This window comes from Streptococcus sanguinis (genome assembly GCF_050234405.1).
In the GTDB taxonomy this organism is placed as follows: domain Bacteria; phylum Bacillota; class Bacilli; order Lactobacillales; family Streptococcaceae; genus Streptococcus; species Streptococcus sanguinis_W.
The window spans coordinates 1125018-1144045 of sequence record NZ_CP092117.1 but is presented as its reverse complement, the minus strand read 5'-3'; the positions used below and the strand labels follow the sequence as shown (position 1 = coordinate 1144045).

The 19028-nt window shown below is 43.1% G+C and carries 19 protein-coding genes and 1 CRISPR repeat array (1 of these 20 only partly in view); of the genes, 2 read left to right on the top strand and 17 right to left on the bottom strand.

All coding sequences use genetic code 11. The features are described 5' to 3' along the window. Window positions 1-112: 112 nt before the first annotated feature. From MFP28_RS05775 to MFP28_RS05725, 11 genes are all read right to left on the bottom strand, one after another. The gene (locus tag MFP28_RS05775; protein WP_002906495.1) at window positions 113-1381 is read right to left on the bottom strand and encodes a dihydroorotase; all 1269 of its coding nucleotides are present in this window, start codon (window positions 1379-1381) and stop codon (window positions 113-115) included. Between the two features lie 12 nt (window positions 1382-1393). Further along, window positions 1394-1858, bottom strand: coding sequence for an NUDIX hydrolase (locus tag MFP28_RS05770; RefSeq protein ID WP_002906494.1), 465 nt, complete (start codon window positions 1856-1858; stop codon window positions 1394-1396). Window positions 1859-1866: 8 nt separating this feature from the next. Then, on the bottom strand, window positions 1867-2520 hold the full coding sequence (locus MFP28_RS05765; RefSeq protein WP_002906493.1) for a uracil-DNA glycosylase: 654 nt from the start codon (window positions 2518-2520) through the stop codon (window positions 1867-1869). Window positions 2521-2556: 36 nt separating this feature from the next. Then, a complete protein-coding gene (locus MFP28_RS05760) occupies window positions 2557-3309 on the bottom strand; it encodes a DUF4336 domain-containing protein (protein WP_002906492.1) in 753 nt (250 codons plus the stop codon). Further along, window positions 3306-4844, bottom strand: a complete 1539-nt coding sequence (locus MFP28_RS05755; protein WP_002906491.1) for a glycosyltransferase family 39 protein — start codon at window positions 4842-4844, stop codon at window positions 3306-3308. Before MFP28_RS05755 ends, MFP28_RS05760 begins: the two co-directional genes overlap by 4 nt. A 110-nt stretch (window positions 4845-4954) precedes the next feature. After that, window positions 4955-5584 carry an orotate phosphoribosyltransferase gene (gene pyrE, locus MFP28_RS05750; RefSeq protein WP_002906489.1) on the bottom strand — a complete coding sequence of 210 codons (630 nt, stop codon included), beginning with the start codon at window positions 5582-5584 and terminating at the stop codon, window positions 4955-4957. 79 nt (window positions 5585-5663) lie between these two features. Then, window positions 5664-6356 (bottom strand): orotidine-5'-phosphate decarboxylase, encoded by a 693-nt coding sequence (pyrF, locus tag MFP28_RS05745; RefSeq protein ID WP_002906488.1) that lies wholly within the window; start codon window positions 6354-6356, stop codon window positions 5664-5666. 248 nt (window positions 6357-6604) lie between these two features. Further along, window positions 6605-7543, bottom strand: coding sequence for a dihydroorotate dehydrogenase (locus MFP28_RS05740; RefSeq protein WP_002906487.1), 939 nt, complete (start codon window positions 7541-7543; stop codon window positions 6605-6607). Between the two features lie 11 nt (window positions 7544-7554). After that, window positions 7555-8361 (bottom strand): dihydroorotate dehydrogenase electron transfer subunit, encoded by an 807-nt coding sequence (locus MFP28_RS05735; protein WP_032915907.1) that lies wholly within the window; start codon window positions 8359-8361, stop codon window positions 7555-7557. A 208-nt stretch (window positions 8362-8569) separates the two neighbouring features. Beyond that, window positions 8570-9544, bottom strand: coding sequence for a hypothetical protein (locus MFP28_RS05730; RefSeq protein ID WP_002906483.1), 975 nt, complete (start codon window positions 9542-9544; stop codon window positions 8570-8572). Window positions 9545-9574: 30 nt separating this feature from the next. Beyond that, entirely contained in the window at window positions 9575-10420 is an 846-nt protein-coding gene (locus tag MFP28_RS05725; RefSeq protein WP_002906481.1) for a hypothetical protein, read from the bottom strand. Window positions 10421-10654: 234 nt separating this feature from the next. Between MFP28_RS05725 and MFP28_RS05720 the strand changes: the two genes are divergently transcribed. Further along, complete coding sequence (locus MFP28_RS05720) at window positions 10655-11563, top strand: LysR family transcriptional regulator (protein WP_002897493.1); 909 nt, start codon at window positions 10655-10657, stop codon at window positions 11561-11563. A 42-nt stretch (window positions 11564-11605) separates the two neighbouring features. On the opposite strand, the gene MFP28_RS05715 is transcribed toward MFP28_RS05720, so the two are convergent. From MFP28_RS05715 to rpiA, 6 genes are all read right to left on the bottom strand, one after another. After that, window positions 11606-12337: an NAD-dependent protein deacylase gene (locus tag MFP28_RS05715; RefSeq protein ID WP_002906479.1), complete on the bottom strand. Its 732-nt coding sequence runs from the start codon at window positions 12335-12337 to the stop codon at window positions 11606-11608. Window positions 12338-12348: 11 nt separating this feature from the next. Continuing rightward, complete coding sequence (locus MFP28_RS05710; RefSeq protein ID WP_002906478.1) at window positions 12349-13110, bottom strand: hypothetical protein; 762 nt, start codon at window positions 13108-13110, stop codon at window positions 12349-12351. After that, complete coding sequence (gene deoD / locus MFP28_RS05705; protein WP_002906476.1) at window positions 13107-13820, bottom strand: purine-nucleoside phosphorylase; 714 nt, start codon at window positions 13818-13820, stop codon at window positions 13107-13109. The genes MFP28_RS05710 and deoD overlap by 4 nt, the downstream gene beginning before the upstream one ends. Window positions 13821-14139: 319 nt before the next feature. Next, on the bottom strand, window positions 14140-14952 hold the full coding sequence (locus MFP28_RS05700) for a purine-nucleoside phosphorylase (protein ID WP_002906475.1): 813 nt from the start codon (window positions 14950-14952) through the stop codon (window positions 14140-14142). Between the two features lie 29 nt (window positions 14953-14981). Continuing rightward, on the bottom strand, window positions 14982-16193 hold the full coding sequence (locus MFP28_RS05695) for a phosphopentomutase (protein WP_002906474.1): 1212 nt from the start codon (window positions 16191-16193) through the stop codon (window positions 14982-14984). Between the two features lie 13 nt (window positions 16194-16206). Further along, window positions 16207-16884 (bottom strand): ribose-5-phosphate isomerase RpiA, encoded by a 678-nt coding sequence (gene rpiA / locus MFP28_RS05690; RefSeq protein ID WP_002906472.1) that lies wholly within the window; start codon window positions 16882-16884, stop codon window positions 16207-16209. A 177-nt stretch (window positions 16885-17061) separates the two neighbouring features. On the opposite strand from rpiA, the gene mnmE reads away from it, so the two are divergent. Continuing rightward, on the top strand, window positions 17062-18435 hold the full coding sequence (gene mnmE / locus MFP28_RS05685; protein WP_002906470.1) for a tRNA uridine-5-carboxymethylaminomethyl(34) synthesis GTPase MnmE: 1374 nt from the start codon (window positions 17062-17064) through the stop codon (window positions 18433-18435). A gap of 99 nt (window positions 18436-18534) precedes the next feature. Continuing rightward, window positions 18535-19028: a CRISPR direct-repeat array (repeat unit 36 nt; unit sequence GTTTTGGAACCATTCGAAACAACACAGCTCTAAAAC) (it continues 467 nt past the right edge of the window).

Here is a 19028-nt window from a genome sequence, read left to right as displayed (position 1 = left end):
TCAAAAAGGAACTAAACCGCTACTATTTCAACAAATATTCGGTTTTTCAGAAAATTACTAGAAAATTTTCTGTGTTAAAAAGACCCTGAAATTCATCAGAGTCTAATCTATATTATCCTTCAAAGACAACTTCCCCATCACAGATGGTAAACTTCACTTGACCCTTAAGCTTTTCACCAACAAAAGGTGAATTAGCTGCCTTGGAGGCAAAGTGGTCAGTTACAAGCCTATCTGCTTCTGGGTCAAATATTGTCAAATCGGCAGGACCGTCCTGAGCGATGAAGCCAGCATCAAAGCCATACAACTGAGCTGGATTGACTGTCATTTTTTCCAAAAGTTCCATCAAACTCAGATGACCAGACTCAACAAGGTAGGTCAGACCTAGAGAAAGCGAAGTCTCAAGACCAGTCATGCCAGAAGGCGCCTGAGTGATATCGGCCACATTTTTCTCATCAGCATGATGTGGAGCATGGTCCGTCGCAATGACAGAAATGACACCAGACTTGAGCCCCTCAATAACCGCCAGACGGTCCGATTCTAAGCGCAGAGGCGGATTCATCTTAGCATTGCTGCCCTTGGTCAATAGCAGAGCTTCTGTTTTAGAGAAGTGTTGAGGTGCTGCTTCAGCGGTGACTTGAGCGCCTAGCTTCTGAGCGAATTCCACCACCTTTACACTCTCAGCCTTGGACAAATGCTGAATATGCACATGGGCCTTTGCATCATAAGCAATCATAACATCGCGGGCAACCATGCTGTACTCTGCCACACCTGTCGCGCCACAGATATGAAAATTCTCTTTAGCAATATGTTCATTGAAACCAAGTATGCCGTTAAGATTAGGATCTTCCTCATGCAAGCTGATAAAGGTGTTATTTTTACGCGCTTCTACGAGCGCTTGACGGACAATGCCAGCGTTGGTCAGTGGAATACCGTCATCAGAAAAACCTACTGCACCAGCTGCCAAGAGACCTTGGAAATCTGTCAGATGCTGTCCATCAAAATTCTCTGTGATTGTCGCGACCGACTTGATATGGATATTTTCCCGACTAGCCGACTCCAGTACTTCTTTCAGAGTTTCAACCGTAGAGATAGTCGGATTGGTATTGGCCATCATAACAACTGTCGTAAAGCCACCTGCTGCTGCTGCCAAAGCCCCCGTATGAATATCTTCCTTATGAGTCTGGCCTGGCTCCCGGAAATGCACATGTATATCCACCAAACCTGGAGCCACAACCAAACCACTCGCGTCAATAACTTTTGCTCCTTCTGCCTGCAAATCTTGACCGATTTTGACAATTTTCTTCCCCTCGACCAAGAGGTCAGTAATTTGGTCAAAACCAGTCTTAGGATCCATAACTCGTCCGTTTTTGATTAATAGCATCGTCTTATCTCCTTATTCGTAAAAGTCCACCTGCGTGTCCAAGAGCTTATCCCCATCATAAACAAACTTTGCAGAAAAGAAAGGCTTGTCTTCTAAAAGCCATTCAACAAAAGTATGATCGCCTTCCCAGGTTGGTTTAGATAAAACCTGGTCATAGGGCACCCATTCCAAAGCCCCTTCGTTGCAGTCAATCAGTTCACCCTCGAACTCAGTCACCTTGAAAACATAGGTGTACCAGTCCAAGTCGGGAGTAAACTCTGGAAAAGTGATAACACCTTTGAGAACAGGCTTAGCCTTTAGACCTGTTTCCTCTAGAATCTCACGTGCAGCGCATTCCTGCGGGGTCTCTCCTCGCTCTAGCTTGCCACCGACACCAATCCACTTCCCAGCATGAACATCATTGGGCTTTTTGTTGCGGTGCAACATAAGAAACTCCCGGCCATTATCGATATAACAAATCGTTGCTAACTGAACCATACTACCTCCTAAGCTAACCAATCGATAGGTTCCAATCCCTTAGCCACTAAGAAATCATTGGTACGTGAAAAAGGTTTGCTGCCAAAGAAACCACGATACGCAGACAGCGGACTTGGGTGAGCTGACTCGATGATCAAATGTTGAGGATTGCTTATCAAGGCTTTTTTCTTGCGGGCGTAAGAACCCCAGAGAATAAAGACAACTGGATTAGTCTTCTCATTAACTACCTTGATAATAGCATCTGTAAAAGGCTCCCAGATTAAGCCGGCATGCGCATTGGCCTGACCAGCAGGCACTGTCAGGCCAGCATTGAGCAAGAGAACACCTTGCTGAGCCCAGGAAGTCAAATCATGCGACTCTTTCACTCCGATATCATCAGCCAGTTCTTTAAGAATATTCTGCAAAGAAGGCGGAGCTGGAATGTCATCAGGTACCGAAAAACTCAATCCCTGTGCCTGTCTCGGTCCGTGGTAGGGATCCTGCCCTAAAATAACCACCTTAACATCTGCTAAATCTGTCGTCTGAATCGCATTAAACACCTTTTCCCGAGGTGGGTAAATGGTTCCTGAAGCATACACTTCGTCTAAAAAATGATTGATTTTTGCAAAATAACCTTCCGGCAGCTGCTCCTTAATCAAAGCATGCCAAGCTGAATGTTGCATACATGTCTCCTCTCATTTCCTACGATAAAAATTCTATTACTTAATCCACCTAAGCGCTCTTTTGAGTTCTGCTCTGCCATTTTCCAGAAAACAAGAACCGTGAGCCAGAATGATTTTTTCTGGTTTCCATGCTAACATCTGCTCTAAGCACTCCTTAGCTTCTTTTTGATGACCGATAAAGGTCATGCGGTAGTCAATAGGTGTCTGGCCATCCGGAGCTGCAACTCGAACTAATTTATAAGCCTTGCCTCGAATCTGACTTGGAAAATGCTCTGTTTCAAAATTCTCAATCAAATCTGTCAAAATCAAGGTTTGACTGTCCTTATGAAAAAAGACAACTTCCTCAATATAAGTACTTCCCTTGAAAACCAACTGATCTATCTGACCTGCCCAAGCTTCTGGAGCCTCATCTGTCAGCTTTTCATCAAAAGAGACTGGTATTTTCTGCTTGACTGCTCTCTCTTCCACTCCTGGGCTAGACCAAGCAATTGCCTCAGGATAACGCTTCTTCCAGTCAGCTATATAGGCATAGTGAATCTTATTAGGTGAAACAAGATGCGCAACTGGTCCCAAAGCGTCCAACTGGTCAAACAAGGCTTGATTTGGTTGGATTGGTGAATGACACCAGAGCTGGCCATTTGCTAACTTGATGACAGTCATGCGGGTAGAAAAAGGCAAATTTGTCAGCACCGCATCCATCTCAATCAAATCACCATCTACAATCCAGATATTCTCAGCAATGGGCTTCAAGGTATAAAGCGGTTCATAGATAGGAACAGGTCTTTTCATTTCAAAGAGTCCTTCTTTCTAGTCCAAAAGCGAAACTTCCCTAGAACTTGAGGATACTGGGCTAATCCTAGGGCGGATAAAATCAAAATCTGTGGCAAAAACTGAATCAGATAACGGGTCTTTCCTCCTTCAAAAATCTGCAAAAAGAGCAGACCGCCAAAAACAGCTAAGGTTAGAAAATTCAGCTCATCACTGGAGCAATATTTCCAAAGAGCAAAGACAAGTCCTGCCGCCATGACAATCCAGACCACCTGCTTGGACAGCGAGAAATAGACAAATTCTGACTTGTCAGTGTTCAGGAAGAAGTCACGGATAAACTGAGTTAAAGGATTATCTTTCGTATCTTGGTAAAAAGGCGATATATAAGGCGTCTTTTCATTTTCGACACTGCGGTAGAGCCAGCCCAAATCTCCTTCTGCTACAGTCAGAGACTGCTTATGGAAGAGATGATGAGCTAAAGTCAAAGGATTATATTCACTTAAGCGCCGCTTGATTTCCTTAATAACATATTCCTTGGCAAACATGCCATTGTTATAGTCATACTGCTTATCGGGCTCAATATACTGCAAGAGCCCTTCTTTCATATCTTCCTGATTGTGGCCATTGAAGGTCAGACCTAGATTGATAAAGAGCAGGGGACCTTTTGCCAATCCCTCTCCCTCTATAATCGGCACTTCCGTTTGATGCTTGGACAAATAATGCAGCGGGGCATAGCTAATCGCAAAACTGCAAGCAAAAACGACTAGTGTCAGAAAGAACTTCTTCCAGTTCTTTTTGAAAAAGAGAACTCCGAAGACAGCTATCAGCAGAATCATTACTGTTGGTCTAAAGAAGAAAGCCAGACTAGTCATCAGTCCAAGCAAGATACTGCGCCAAACCAGCTGTCGGCTTGATTCCTCTCCTTTCAGCAATCCCAGAACTAGGAAAATCTGCAAACTGATGAAAGGAAGGGGCGGAATATCGGTATACATTGAAAAGAAATAAGGAGAAAAGCCCAGTAAAAGCACATAAAGACTAAAGACAGCATCTGCAGCCTTTTGGGAAAAATACTTTTGGCAGCTCTTGTAGAGAATCAAGGCCGTTACGTTAGTATAAACAATATTCAAGGCCTGCATGACCCATAGACCAGATTCCCCAAATACGTTAAAGAAAAAACGCTCGTAGAGAAAGAGTGAGACATTGTTAGGGTTGCGGGTCAGATAGCTGGAAATGGAGCTTTCTTTCAGAGTTTTGAAAGCCCCTGTAAAGACTACTGCTGCATCCCGCCTAATCAAAAGCTCAGCTGAAAAGAGCATTATCAGCTGAAAAATAAAGGCAGCTAGCATAATAAGAAATTTATGCTTCATCAACCAATGATAAGCTTTTTCTAGCAAATGCCGATAGCGATAGGCCAGATAAGCCAAGCCAACAAAGGCAATTATAGCTATACTATTCAGCTCTGCAACATGCCAGATGGCAATCAGAAACCAGTGAACAGCCGTAATTAGCATAACTTTCTGTAATATCGAAAAGGATAGATGATAAATCTTAGACATAGCTCTATTATACCAAATACCGAGACTTTAAGCCATTTTAAAAGGCAAGACAAGGACGTTTTACAGAAAAATGACCTGAATAAGAGTCAGATCATTTTATTTGTATTCGTCTAAACATGCCAATTTTCTTGGTCATGCTTAAATTTCTCAAGCAAGGCCAAGCCCTCAGGACTGACATAACCTTCTGCTTCAGCCAGAGTGATTAGCTCAGTGTAGTTAGAAAGGGTTACTAATTTCACACCCGCATCATTAAAGTTCTTTTCTGCTTTTGGTAGCTCATAGGTAAAGATAGCTGCTGCGCCAATCACATCCGCACCTTCACGTTTCGCTGCAGCAATCGCATCCAAGACCGAACCACCAGTAGAGATTAAGTCTTCAATGACAACCATCTTCTGCCCAGGCGCTACGCGACCTTCGATTTGATTGCCCGCTCCGTGATCTTTTGGTTTGCTGCGGATATAGGCAAATGGCAGGTTCATCTTATCTGCAATAATGGCTCCGTGAGGAATGCCCGCTGTCGCAGTTCCGGCAATGACTTCTACATCTGGAAATTCCGCCCGAATCTTTTCAACGAAACCATCCTCGATCAAGGTCCGAGTCTCTGGATAAGCCAAGGTCACACGGTTGTCCGTATAAATAGGTGATTTGATACCTGATGCCCACGTAAAAGGCTCTTCTGGCTTCAAATACACAGCTTTGATTTTCAATAAATCACGCGCAATCTCTTTTGCTAAAGTCATTTTTTGCTCCTTATAAATTTGAATGTTTATGATGCTGTTAATTTTGTATATCGATTTAAATCGTATCTCTTGTTCTTACTTAGCTATTCCACTGCTTCTTAATCTCGTGGTAAGCATCCCAAGGATTTTTAGCTTGGATAATCGGACGTCCTACTACAATATAATCACTGCCGATTTGATGGGCTTCCTGCGGTGTCATGACCCGTTTTTGGTCGCCGATTTCTGATCCAGCTGGCCGAATACCCGGCGTTACACAGAGAAAGTCTTCCGCAGTTGCCGCCTTAATCAATTCAACTTCTTGAGCTGAGCAAACTACGCCATCCAAACCAGCTTCTTTGGCCTTCCGAGCGTAATTGACGACTGACTCCTGAACCGTAGTCTGGATATTTTGGCAATCACGCATATCTTCCTCACTGGTCGAGGTCAGCTGGGTCACCGCAACCAACTTAGCCTTATCACCCAAGACCTTCTTGGCTTCGCTCATCATCTCCACACCGCCTGCTGCATGAACCGTCACCATGTCGATGCCAAATGTTCCTAAGACAGACATAGCTGAGCGCACAGTATTGGGAATGTCGTGCAGTTTCAGATCCAAGAAAATGCTGTGTCCAAGACCTTTCAGATAATGAACGATTTCTGGACCGATGGCATAGAAGAATTCCATGCCGATTTTGACATAGAGTTTTTCATCTTCCGGAAAATGTTCCAAGAAATCTTTGACATCATCAAAAGATGGAAAGTCGAGGGCGATAATAGGCCGTTCTTCACGCATGAGGGGAAAATCTCCTTTTAAATTATTATCTTCAAAGAAGTTTGCTAGGCATCCATATCTCAAAACCAACCGTCACGTTAGGCTCAGAGACATAGAAAAAACCTTGCCCGAGAGCAAGGTTACACGAAAATGTGGCAGTATCTGCCATTCAAACGTATGTACCTTAGTAGCCTCTCTGGACTTCTTTAAAGGTTATATTTAATTTATTCTATAATTTCACAGCAGTATTGTCAAGTAAAAATGTAACTTTAAAGCAAATTCTCTCGAACTTCTTTACGTAAGCTTTCAAGACTGTCAATACCGTATTTATCCATAACCTTAGGCAGATCTTCAATAATGGTCGGGCAGGCATAAGGATCCGTGAAATTAGCAGTTCCCACTCCAATAGCTGAAGCGCCCGCTATAAACATCTCCAGAGCAGCCTCCGCTGAATCAACTCCACCCATACCAATAATGGGAAGTTTACTTGCCTGCGCCACTTGACGGATTAGCTTGAGCGCTACCGGAAAGACAGCTGGACCCGACATACCACCTGTGCCATTAGCGATAATAGGCTTGCGCGACTTCAAGTCAAATCGCATACCTACTAAGGTGTTAATCATGGTAAAACCATCAGCACCAGCGTCTTCAACAGCCTTAGCTACCTGAGTGACGTCTGCTACGCTCGGAGTCAATTTGACATAGACTGGTACAGCAGAAGTCTCTACTGCTGCTTTGGTTGCTCCGTAAGCCAACTCTGGAACTTGACCAATCAAAAGGCCAGCATTTCCATGGTCAACATTAGGGCAGGAGATATTGAGCTCGATAGCCTTGACATTGGGAGCTTGAGAAATTTTCCCAGCCACTGTGGCATATTCTTGATTGGAAAAGCCCGCTACATTAGCAATGATTGGCAGGTCGGGATAATGCTTTTCCAGCCAGGGCAGTTTTTCAGCTAGAACAACCTCAACACCTGGATTTTGAAGGCCAATGGCATTGAGCATACCAGCTGGCGTTTCTGCCACCCGCGGAGTGGGATTGCCAAAGCGGGGGTTCAAAGTCGTAGCCTTTATCATGATAGAACCCAGTAAGTCCAAGTCATAGTATTTGGCATATTCTTGTCCAAAGCCAAAGCAGCCTGATGCTGGAATAATTGGATTTTTCAAGTCCAAGCCTGGCAAAGAAACTCTTAAACGTTTATCACTCATTCTCTCCCCTCCTAGACAATAATCGTGCCCGTTTCAAAGACCGGACCGTCTTCACAAACGCGCTTATTGACTGACTCGTCCTGACCTGCCACATGAACGACGCAGGCATAGCAAGCGCCCATACCACAAGCCATACGAGACTCCATGGAGAGATAAGCATGCGGATGGTCCTGAAACTTACGATCGACATACTGGAGCATGGCTGGCGCTCCACAGGAATAGACAGCCGCATAGTCTTGAGTCATCTCATCTACCACCGCTGATACATAGCCCTTGCGACCATAGGAACCATTATCCGTCGTGACAATGACATCAGCGTATTTTTTCATTTCTGATTCCAAAATGACAGCAGCTTTATCAGCAAATCCCAATACAGCCGTCACCTGAGCACCCTTGGCATGCAATTCTTTAGCAACCTCAAGCAGAGGTGGAACACCAATCCCACCACCGATAATCAAAGCGTGGTCACCTGCCCTCACAGGACTTAAATCAAAGCCATTTCCCTGAGGCCCCATAACATCAAGAAACGAGCCGAGTGGCAGTTGAGAAAAAATAGCTGTCCCGCCGCCTTCTATCCGATAAATAATGCGACAAGTCAGATTGTCTCGGTCAATCTCTGCGATTGAGATAGGCCGGCGCAAAAGCTTGCTGTCATCTGGTACCCGAATATGTAAAAACTGCCCAGCCTGCATCTGGCTGACCATTTGGCCCTTTAGGAGCATAGAAAAAATATTAGGTGCAATTTCGACTTGCTCCAACAGCTCCATCTGCTCCAGCATAATCTTGCCAAATCTCTTTTTACAACTGTCACTAACCATGACAACCTCACTTTCTAAAAGAAAAACCTCGCCGCAGCAAGGTTTCGCAAAAAACAAGGCAATCTGCTTGCCTCTTATACCGTTTTTCCCACCTTGCAGCCTCACTGGACTTGATTAAAGGTTAAATTGTAAACATTATATCGTTAGAGATAAGGATTGTCAAGACATAAAAATATTAGACTTTTCATGTCTCCGACTTATCACAGCCTTACCAGTCCTTGTCAAATTCACTCTTTGCATCTGCAAGACGAAAGCTGCCATCCTCCTGCCTCTTGAAAATCAAAGACACCCTATCCAATTTTCGTTCAGCAGGTGGACGATGAATATTAAAATAATTCACCCGCAACGATAACGGGCTATAATCTGTATCGCTTCCAGAAAAATTACTATCTGAAGGCAGTCCAAATCGAGCAACAATCTCCTGATATGTCATTCCACCTTTTCCATATTGACTATCACCTACTGTCAATGTATCCATATCTTCTGGCTTCCACTTAAAAACAAACTCATTTTTGATAGCTGGTAGGTTATGAATGTCATCCAAGTAAACTGCCGTTTTAGTTATTAAATAGTACTTTTTTCCATTGGAATCGGGGTCATAAAAACCCAAACTGATTTCCTGAGGATGTCCTGATGAACCATATCTCGGAACATCTACAATTCTTGTCTTATAAGTTAGTGTCAATCCATTTTCGGTAAAACTCACATTTGAACCCTTACCGTATTTCGTAATAACCTCTTCCAAAGTCGGATTATTTTCCCACTCCCCGACTTTGGCTATTTTGAGTTCTACAAAATTGTCTAATGTCCAATTAAAAACAAACTTTTTTTCATCTTCCTCAACAATTTTCTTTTTCAGTTCCTTCTGTTTTTTGTCCATTTCTAACTCAGCTTCATCTTGCTGAGTAGTAGAGCTTTCTTTACTAACTGACGACACTGTCTTATTATATTTGTACTTAAGATTGGCTCTAGGAATCTTTTGAGAAAAATAATAGAAGCCAAAGAATAAAGCAAATGACAAGGTCAAACAAAGAAGAATAAAGGCCGAATTAATCCTTTTTTTCTCCTCCTGTATGGCCATCATGCTAAGTTCTTCTCTTTTTATCTTTTGTTGTTGATAAAGTTCTTTTTTTATGGCTCTAAATGAATTAGCATCATGTTTTTTCTTGCTACTCCTTCTCAAGATTATCTCCTCTGTCTTTTTTATTTTAGTTTACTGGTTTTGTTTAGAAACCAAACGCCATGTTCCATCTTCTTGCTTATAGAATTCTAGATTGACAGACTTCAATTGTTCCGGATTTGTCAAAGAATGAGGATTATGATAAGTAACTCGCATTTGAAGTTGATTGTCCTCTCCCAAAATCGTCTGATACAGCGGCAAACCAACATTTGAAACAATCTCATCATACACCGTACCTTTGTCAGTACCTTCTCTAGCACCAATAACAAGACTATCAATATATTCTTGTGTCCATAAAAAGTTTCTATTAGGATTTTGATCCACCTTAATTTCATCACTTGCAAGGTTAGAATGGTACTTGGAAATGAGCTTATAGACACCATCAAATTCAGCAAAGGTTAAAGAAACATAACCAAGAGCACCATCCTTCTCTTTCCAAAAAAGACGAATATGCTTTTGAATTTCATTATTTGATGAAAAATCAATCCACGAACCAGCTTCAACAGGTCTTCCAAATTCTCTTAAAACATCTTCCAAGGCCGCTCCGCCTTTAGCTTTGTCCATGGGTAGAGAAACTGCCTTGTCAACCGTCCAAAGAAAGGAATCACTTTTTTCTGGAGGAACTGTAAGACTTTCAGCGAATTTTTTTACTTCAGTCTTCTTATCCTCTAATTTTTTTGATGGTGAAATAATCTGACTTGACTGGCTCACCGGTTGCTTAGATTTAGTCTTTTGCGATATAGAAAGCATCAAAAAAACTGCTCCAACGATAGAAAAGCCAATAATGGCTAATAGAACGAATGGTAAGAACTTAGACTTAGATGTCTCCTTCTCTAACTCAAGAGCAATATCTTCAAAAGAATCTTCTTTTCTCTTCATAACTACTCCTTTTACAGTCTAAAAATCATCATATCACGAATAACTTGAAATTGCAAAACCTGTTTCATTATAAAAGACTTGATAAAATCGCTCTATAATTCCGATAAGAATAAACTTCAAAAATGTCACTATATCCAATAGAATTTCTTTTACCATCTGTCCATTTAATAAATTCAATGCTAGCTTTCATTGATTTATCAGGAAAAAATCCCCAGTTTGTGATAAAATAGTCCTATGAGAATTCAACAGTTACACTATATTATCAAAATTGTCGAGACTGGCAGTATGAACGAAGCTGCCAAGCAGCTTTTCATTACTCAGCCTAGTTTGTCTAATGCTGTGCGGGATTTGGAAAATGAAATGGGTATCGAGATTTTCATTCGCAATCCCAAAGGAATTACCTTGACTAAGGACGGCATGGAGTTCCTTTCCTATGCTCGGCAGGTAGTTGAGCAGACGCAGCTTCTAGAGGAGCGATATAAAAATCCAGTCGCCCACCGTGAGCTTTTCAGCGTTTCTGCCCAGCACTATGCCTTTGTAGTCAACGCTTTTGTCTCCCTGCTAAAAAAAAGCGATATGGAGAAATACGAGCTCTTTCTGCGAGAAACTCGGACTTGGGAAATTATTGACGACGTAAAAAACTTCCGCAGCGAAATTGGCGTCCTCTTTCTCAATAGCTACAACCGCGATGTTCTATCCAAGATGCTGGATGACAATCATCTGATTGCCACTCATCTCTTTACAGCTCAGCCCCATATCTTTGTCAGCAAGTCCAATCCGCTGGCCAAGAAAAAGCTGGTCCAATTATCTGATTTAGAAAACTTCCCCTACCTCAGCTACGACCAAGGAACTCACAACTCCTTCTACTTTTCTGAGGAAATTCTCTCTCAGGAACACCATAAAAAATCAATCGTCGTCAGCGACCGTGCGACCCTCTTTAATCTTTTGATCGGTCTGGATGGCTACACGATTGCAACCGGTATCCTCAACAGCAACCTCAACGGAGATAATATCGTGTCAATCCCACTGGACATTGATGATCCGATTGAGCTGGTCTACATCCAACACGAAAAAGCTAGCCTATCCAAAATGGGAGAACGCTTCATTGAGTATCTGATTGAAGAAGTGAAGTTTGATAAATAAACTGCAAAAAAACACCCGAAAAAGCTTTTTCAGGTGTTTTCGCTATTGTTTCAACTTCCCCATCACTTCCCCTATCTTACCCTCAATGACTAGATCTGCCTGGCTGTCTTGAGGGATGCTGGTCTTGTTGATGACAACCAAATGCTTACCTGCAAAATACTGGATGAGGCTGGCTGCGGGATAGACGACTAAGGAAGTCCCACCGATTATCAGCAGGTCTGCTTGATGGATAGCTTGAGCTGCCTGCTGGAAAACTTCCATATCTAGCGGTTCTTCATAGAGAGTCACATCTGGTTTGACAATGCCACCACAGTCAAGACAGTGAGGAACGGTACCCTTCAAAGCTAGAAAACCGGCCAAATCATAGAATCGCTGACAATTCAGACAGTAATTTCTATCCGCACTGCCATGAAGCTTGAGAACCTTTTTCGAACCGGCCATTTCATGCAAGCTATCGATATTTTGAGTCACCACAGCCTTGAGCTTGCTCGTCTTCTCCAAGTCTGCCAAGTAGACATGAGCCACATTGGGCTTAGCATCCGGATAAAGCAGATACTTCTTGTAAAAGTCAAAAAACTCCTGCGGATAGCGCTCAAACATCGTGTGAGAAACCAGCTGCTCTGCTGTAAAATGCCTTCCTAGCTTAACGCTGTATATCCCATCTGAACTTCGAAAGTCTGGAATATTGGATTCCGTCGAAACACCCGCTCCACCGAAAAAGACGATATTTTGACTGTGGTCTATTAATTCTTGCAGTCTTGCAATCTTATCCATCCTGCTACTCCTTATAAGAAACTTTCTATGACCGCATTCGCTCGGTCGAAGTAAAAAGGTTTCCTCTGGTAGACAATGCCTGTCTCCTGCGCCAAATCAATCAAAAGCTCCATAAAGTGCTGAGATGAGAAACCTGTCGTCCTGTGCAATTCTTCCTCATCAAAAGGCTTGATAAGATGAGCCAGTGGATTACGGACTGACTTTTCTAACTCTCTTAGCTGCTGTGCCGACTCTTTGACAGATTCAGACAAATTCAACTGCAAAATCAGCTCCGTCAAACTAGAAGAATTAACCGTGCTTTCTGCATGAAAATTTTGCAGATCAGGATTATCTGAATGTCGCATCTTTTCAAACTTCCATCGGTCGTAACTAGCCCCTCGAGAATTATGAATATAGCTGTCAATATCTGGTATTTGCATGCGAATCAGCCGCATAAAAATCCGATAAATAGCCGGACTGACTGCTCGGATAAAGTCAATCAGCTGCTCATTTCTCAGCTTGGCTTCCAGATCATAAAGGTAATTGACCAGCTGCTCATCCGCTTCATTTTTATGGCAAAAAAGCTGAAAATCAGCTAGGTTAGCCCCGGTGATTTCCAACTTTAGATTCATCATAGATTGGATGTTGAGCTCTCTTCGCTCCGCTAAAGCCTCAAGAAGAAGAACCAAGTCAGACTGGACACTGCTTCCTGCTCGCTCAGCCACCTTATACGCATAAGCATAGTCATAGCGAGAAATAGCAAAGAGAATAGCTTCTTTGACAAATACTTTCATGCTTCTGCAATCAAGGTTTCCAAACCAACCTTCATCATATCTGTAAAGGTATTTTGACGCTCTTCTGCTGTCGTATCCTCTTCAGGATTGACCAAGCTATCAGAAATAGTCATGATAGCAAGAGCATCCACATGGTGTTGAGCAGCCAAATAGTAAAGAGCTGCCGCTTCCATTTCAACTGCCTTAACCCCCCACTTACCAAGCTCGATATTCTTTTCAAAGTAGTTTGAATAAAAGACATCAGACGACAAGACATTCCCAACATGGGTTGTCATACCAAGACCTTTGGCGATATGATAGGCCTTATCTAGTAAATCAAAGCTAGCGATCTGCGGAAAATCATACTGTGGCCAGTCATTACGGATAATGTTGGAGTTAGTTGCAGCCGCCTGCGCCAAAACCAATTCACGGACATGGACATCAGCATTTAGCGAACCAGCTGTTCCGACACGGATCAGCTGGTTCACACCGTAATCAACAATCAGCTCACGCGCGTAGATAGAGATTGATGGCATTCCCATCCCTGTCCCCATAACAGAAACACGCTCACCTTTGTAAGTACCAGTGTAGCCGAACATATTGCGGACTTCATTAAAGCAAACAGCATCTTCCAGGAAATTCTCCGCAATAAACTTAGCCCGAAGCGGATCACCTGGAAGAAGAATTTTATCAGCAATCTCGCCTTGTTTAGCAGCAATATGAATAGACATAGTTAAGATACCAAACCCGTCAAAAGCAAAGGGAAAATAAGAGATGCTCGCTAGACCATCTATCTTTTTCCCACCGCTTTTAGGGTGGGTTCAATTCCTTTCTTTCTTATTTTTAATATTTCATAGAAAGACTAGCCCGAGTTCAATTCAAACTCAGATACCCTTCCTTTCTGTGTTTATTTGAAAGATAGTTTTCCTCTCGTGTTCAAATCTGAACAACTCACTCTACCTTTCTTTAGTTTAATGATTTTATCAGCTAGATAGAAAGGCTGTTCCGGATTTAATTACCAACCCAGACACTCCGCCTTTCAACATTTTTTTACAATTCAGCAAGTGTTTCTTTAAGTAATCGTTTGAAATCACCCTTGACACGTTCTGTTACTTCAACCACTTCCTCATGATTAAGCTCTTCTTGGAAACCAGCAGCAAAGTTTGTAATGCATGAAATTCCAAGGACTTTCAAACCAGAATGTGCTGCTACAATCACTTCAGGAACAGTAGACATGCCAACTGCATCCGCTCCAAGTGTCTTATAAGCGCGGATTTCTGCTGGTGTTTCATAAGTCGGTCCAGTTACACCGATATAGACACCCTCATCCAGCTTGATACCAAGCTTATCAGCAACTTTATGAGCGACGGCACGGTATTCTGGAGTGTAAGATTTAGACATATCAGGGAAACGCGGACCAAATTCATCCAAGTTTTCACCAATCAAAGGATTTTGGCCAGTCATATTGATGTGGTCAGTGATTGCCATAAGCGTACCAGGACCATAGCCAATACCGCCAGCAGCATTGGTAACAATAACACCAGTCGCACCAAGAGCCTTCATCACACGCACTGGGAAAGTAACGATTTCTAAAGGATTTCCTTCATAGAAATGGAAACGGCCTTGCAGTGCCAAGACTTTCCGTCCTGCCAAGTCTCCATAAACTAATTTCCCAGCGTGACCAACAACAGTTGAGCGGCCCCAGTTTGGAATATCCGCATAGTCAAGACTAACGGCATTTTCGATTTCTTCAGCCAATTCTCCCAAACCAGATCCCAAAATCAGACCAAATTCAGGTTCTGTCATACCTTTTTCTTTCAAGAAGGCTGCTGTTGCTTTGATTTTTTCTGATAAGCTTGTCATAAAACATTTTCCTCACTCTCTTATAATGCTTATACCAATTTGTCCAAGAAGCTTTCGCCAATCATCGCCTTGTCCACTCTGAAGTTTTCAGCAACGGTAGCTGAGATATCCGCAAAGTGTCCGACAGGAATATGACCATGACCGCTCAGCGATTTTCCGAAGACCAAAAGCGGAATGTATTCACGAGTGTGGTCGGTTCCAGCATAGGTCGGGTCATTACCATGGTCAGCAGTAATCATGAGCAAATCATTTTCACGCATGTTTTCAATGATTTCTGGGATGCGCGCATCAAACTCTTCCAAACAATCACGGTAGCCATGTGGATCACGGCGGTGACCATAAAGAGCATCAAAGTCTACTAGGTTAGTGAATGAAAAACCTTCTTTGAAATTCTCGTCTTTCAGAGCTTTGACCAAAGTATCTACACCATGATTGTTAGACTTATTGTGTCCCAAGTCATGGTTGATTCCAGCACCGTTGAAGATGTCGTTAATCTTACCAACAGAATAAGTATCAATTCCAGCTTCATTGAGCTTATCAAGTACAGTTGGATTAAACGGAGAAACGGCATAGTCGTGACGGTTGGCTGTACGAGTGAAGTTGCCTGGCTCACCTACATAAGGACGAGCGATGATACGTCCCAGAAGCGCAGGCCGTTCCATGGTAATAGAGCGGGCGAACTCACAGATACGATAGAGCTCTTCCAAAGGAATCACTTCTTCGTGTGCCGCGATTTGTAATACTGGGTCTGCAGAGGTGTAGATAATCAGCTCGCCTGTTTCCATCTGACGAGGACCAAAGTCATCAATAACTGCTGTACCAGAGTATGGCTTGTTAGCCTCACGAATGATCTTGCGACCAGAAAACTCTTCAATCTGAGTCAGGATTTCTTCTGGGAAGCCATTCCAGAAAGTATCAAAAGGCTCAGTAATATTGAGACCCATGATTTCCCAGTGTCCTGTCATCGTGTCTTTTCCAAGAGATACTTCTTCCAGCTTGGTATAGTAACCGCTAGGATTTTCTTCTTGAGGAACGGTCTTCAAAGGAGCAGGACGCTCGATATTTCCCAGGCCGATCTTAGCCATGTTTGGCACATTCAGTCCTACCGTTTTGGAAATATGTCCCAGAGTATCTGAAGCACCATCTGGTACCCCTGCATTGACAAAATTATTAGCATCTGGTGCAGCACCGATACCAACTGAGTCCATGACTACCAAGTGAATACGATTAAATTTTGGCATAAAATACCTCTTTCTATTTATTGGCCTCTAAAACTTGAAGACCCGATTTTCCAGCAACAATGACCTTGTCTACCATTTGATTAAACAGTCCATGCTCCACTACGCCCACTACATGATCTAGTTCTTGCGCAAACTCGACTGGATTTTCAATCACACCTAAATCTAAGTCGATAATGAAATTCTGCATGTCCGTAACAAAACGCTGACCGTCCTTCTGACGAAAGGCTGGGTTATAGCCCGCACGTTCAAAGCGACGAAAGAGCTGCTCAGCACCGTACTGAACAACTTCTACTGGTAGCTTGAAGGCACCTAGCTTCTCTACCATCTTGCTCTCATCGACCACCCAGATATAGTGCTTAGTAGGAACCGCCACGACTTTCTCCATGAGAAGTGCGCCGCCACCGCCCTTGATACCGTTAAAAACTGAATCAACCTCATCAGCACCATCAACAGTGACATCCACCTGATCCACATCGTCGATAGACTTGAGCGGAATGCCCAGCTCTTCAGCCTGTTTGCTAGTGACACTGGAAGTCGTAACAGCTGTAATCTGCAATCCTTCTTCCTGGATACGCCGACCAATCTCTTCGACAAAATAATAAGCAGTTGAACCCGTCCCGAGACCAACAATCATCCCGCTTTGGACAAATTCAGCAGCCTTTATCCCTGCCAGTTTCTTTAGATTTTCCATAGCACCTCCTCGAATCACACTACTTTCATTATATCATGATTCTCACTAACATGAAAGTGTTTTCTTTGCCAGACTTAAATTGCATTCTTTCCGCTTGATAATCGAAAGCCTTGCTCCTCCTTGATTTTTGCGTTACAATTAGGGTAATTGATTTTAAAAAACAAGGAAAAACACAGTATGATTACCAGAGAATTTGATACAATCGCTGCAATTTCTACGCCTCTTGGCGAAGGGGCCATCGGTATCGTCAGACTAAGCGGAACTGACAGCTTTGCTATTGCCCAAAAAATCTTCAAAGGGAAAAATCTGAGCAAAGTGGCCAGTCACACACTCAACTACGGCCATATCGTCGATCCTCAAAATCAGGAAATTCTAGACGAGGTCATGCTTGGTGCTATGCGCTCTCCCAAGACCTTCACGCGCGAGGATATCATTGAGATTAATACCCACGGCGGAATTGCGGTCACTAATGAAATCCTGCAGCTCGCTATCCGCGAGGGCGCTAGAATGGCTGAGCCTGGTGAATTTACCAAGCGGGCCTTTCTCAATGGGCGCGTAGATTTAACTCAGGCCGAGGCCGTTATGGACATCATCCGCGCCAAGACCGATAAAGCCATGAACAATGCTGTCAAGCAGCTGGATGGCTCCCTCTCTGACCTCATTAACAATACCCGTCGGGAAATCCTCAACACACTGGCTCAAGTCGAAGTAAATATTGACTATCCCGAGTACGACGACGTGGAAGAGATGACGACCCAACTTATGCGAGAAAAAACAGCAGAGTTCGAGGCATTGCTGAGCAATCTCCTCAATACTGCACGACGAGGTAAGATTTTACGCGAAGGTATTTCCACTGCTATCATCGGACGGCCTAATGTTGGCAAGTCCAGCCTGCTCAACAATCTCCTGCGCGAGGACAAGGCCATTGTGACTGATATCGAGGGAACGACTCGTGATGTGATCGAGGAGTATGTCAATATCAAGGGCGTGCCGCTCAAGCTCATCGATACCGCAGGCATTCGGGAAACCGACGACCTTGTGGAGCAGATTGGAGTTGAGCGCTCTAAAAAAGCCCTGCAGGAAGCTGACTTGGTTCTATTAGTTTTAAACGCCAGCGAGCTTCTGACGGATCAGGACAAACAATTGCTCGAAATCAGTCAAGATAGCAATCGTATCGTCTTGCTTAACAAGACTGACCTTGAGGAAAAGATTGAGCTGGATCAGCTGCCAGCAGATGCTATCAAGATTTCTGTCCTCCACAATCAAAATATCAATAAAATTGAAGAACGCATCAATCAGCTCTTCTTTAAAAATGCTGGTATCGTCGAGCAAGACGCTACCTACCTGTCCAACGCCCGTCACATTTCCTTGATCGAAAAAGCTCTGGAAAGTCTGCAAGCCGTCAACCAAGGCTTGGAAATGGGTATGCCGGTAGATCTACTCCAAGTCGATATGACCCGCACCTGGGAAATCCTTGGCGAAATCACTGGCGACGCTGCACCAGACGAGCTCATCACCCAACTCTTCAGCCAATTCTGCCTAGGGAAATAGAAAATAAGAGGACTGAATAAAACAGTCCTTTTTATGATAAGTAAAAACGAAACAACACAGCTCTAAAACCATCACTGAATGGCTTCTTAAAAATGGTTAGTTTTGGAACCATTCGAAACAACACAGCTCTAAAACGGATAAATGGCTGGTACGAGGAGAAGAAGAGTTTTGGAACCATTCGAAACAACACAGCTCTAAAACTTAGAGATAGTAATTTATTCGATGAATATAGGTTTTGGAACCATTCGAAACAACACAGCTCTAAAACGTAAGCAACAGGTTTGCTTTTGAGGTTGGGGTTTTGGAACCATTCGAAACAACACAGCTCTAAAACTTTCAGACCATACGAAACCTATTTACAAGGGTTTTGGAACCATTCGAAACAACACAGCTCTAAAACATCAGCAAGGACTTACTAAAAAAAGTGAATGTTTTGGAACCATTCGAAACAACACAGCTCTAAAACATTATGGTGGCAATGGTAATCGATTTTTTGGTTTTGGAACCATTCGAAACAACACAGCTCTAAAACACTGGGTCAGATGGTATCCAGGACAGTATCGTTTTGGAACCATTCGAAACAACACAGCTCT

Bases quoted from the DNA above. Each gene is read 5' to 3' on its own strand.
- MFP28_RS05775 (WP_002906495.1), bottom strand. From the start codon at position 1,381: ATGCTATTAATCAAAAACGGACGAGTTATGGATCCTAAGACTGGTTTT.
- MFP28_RS05770 (WP_002906494.1), bottom strand. From the start codon at position 1,858: ATGGTTCAGTTAGCAACGATTTGTTATATCGATAATGGCCGGGAGTTT.
- MFP28_RS05765 (WP_002906493.1), bottom strand. From the start codon at position 2,520: ATGCAACATTCAGCTTGGCATGCTTTGATTAAGGAGCAGCTGCCGGAA.
- MFP28_RS05760 (WP_002906492.1), bottom strand. From the start codon at position 3,309: ATGAAAAGACCTGTTCCTATCTATGAACCGCTTTATACCTTGAAGCCC.
- MFP28_RS05755 (WP_002906491.1), bottom strand. From the start codon at position 4,844: ATGTCTAAGATTTATCATCTATCCTTTTCGATATTACAGAAAGTTATG.
- pyrE (WP_002906489.1), bottom strand. From the start codon at position 5,584: ATGACTTTAGCAAAAGAGATTGCGCGTGATTTATTGAAAATCAAAGCT.
- pyrF (WP_002906488.1), bottom strand. From the start codon at position 6,356: ATGCGTGAAGAACGGCCTATTATCGCCCTCGACTTTCCATCTTTTGAT.
- MFP28_RS05740 (WP_002906487.1), bottom strand. From the start codon at position 7,543: ATGAGTGATAAACGTTTAAGAGTTTCTTTGCCAGGCTTGGACTTGAAA.
- MFP28_RS05735 (WP_032915907.1), bottom strand. From the start codon at position 8,361: ATGGTTAGTGACAGTTGTAAAAAGAGATTTGGCAAGATTATGCTGGAG.
- MFP28_RS05725 (WP_002906481.1), bottom strand. From the start codon at position 10,420: ATGAAGAGAAAAGAAGATTCTTTTGAAGATATTGCTCTTGAGTTAGAG.
- MFP28_RS05720 (WP_002897493.1), top strand. From the start codon at position 10,655: ATGAGAATTCAACAGTTACACTATATTATCAAAATTGTCGAGACTGGC.
- MFP28_RS05715 (WP_002906479.1), bottom strand. From the start codon at position 12,337: ATGGATAAGATTGCAAGACTGCAAGAATTAATAGACCACAGTCAAAAT.
- MFP28_RS05710 (WP_002906478.1), bottom strand. From the start codon at position 13,110: ATGAAAGTATTTGTCAAAGAAGCTATTCTCTTTGCTATTTCTCGCTAT.
- deoD (WP_002906476.1), bottom strand. From the start codon at position 13,820: ATGTCTATTCATATTGCTGCTAAACAAGGCGAGATTGCTGATAAAATT.
- MFP28_RS05700 (WP_002906475.1), bottom strand. From the start codon at position 14,952: ATGACAAGCTTATCAGAAAAAATCAAAGCAACAGCAGCCTTCTTGAAA.
- MFP28_RS05695 (WP_002906474.1), bottom strand. From the start codon at position 16,193: ATGCCAAAATTTAATCGTATTCACTTGGTAGTCATGGACTCAGTTGGT.
- rpiA (WP_002906472.1), bottom strand. From the start codon at position 16,884: ATGGAAAATCTAAAGAAACTGGCAGGGATAAAGGCTGCTGAATTTGTC.
- mnmE (WP_002906470.1), top strand. From the start codon at position 17,062: ATGATTACCAGAGAATTTGATACAATCGCTGCAATTTCTACGCCTCTT.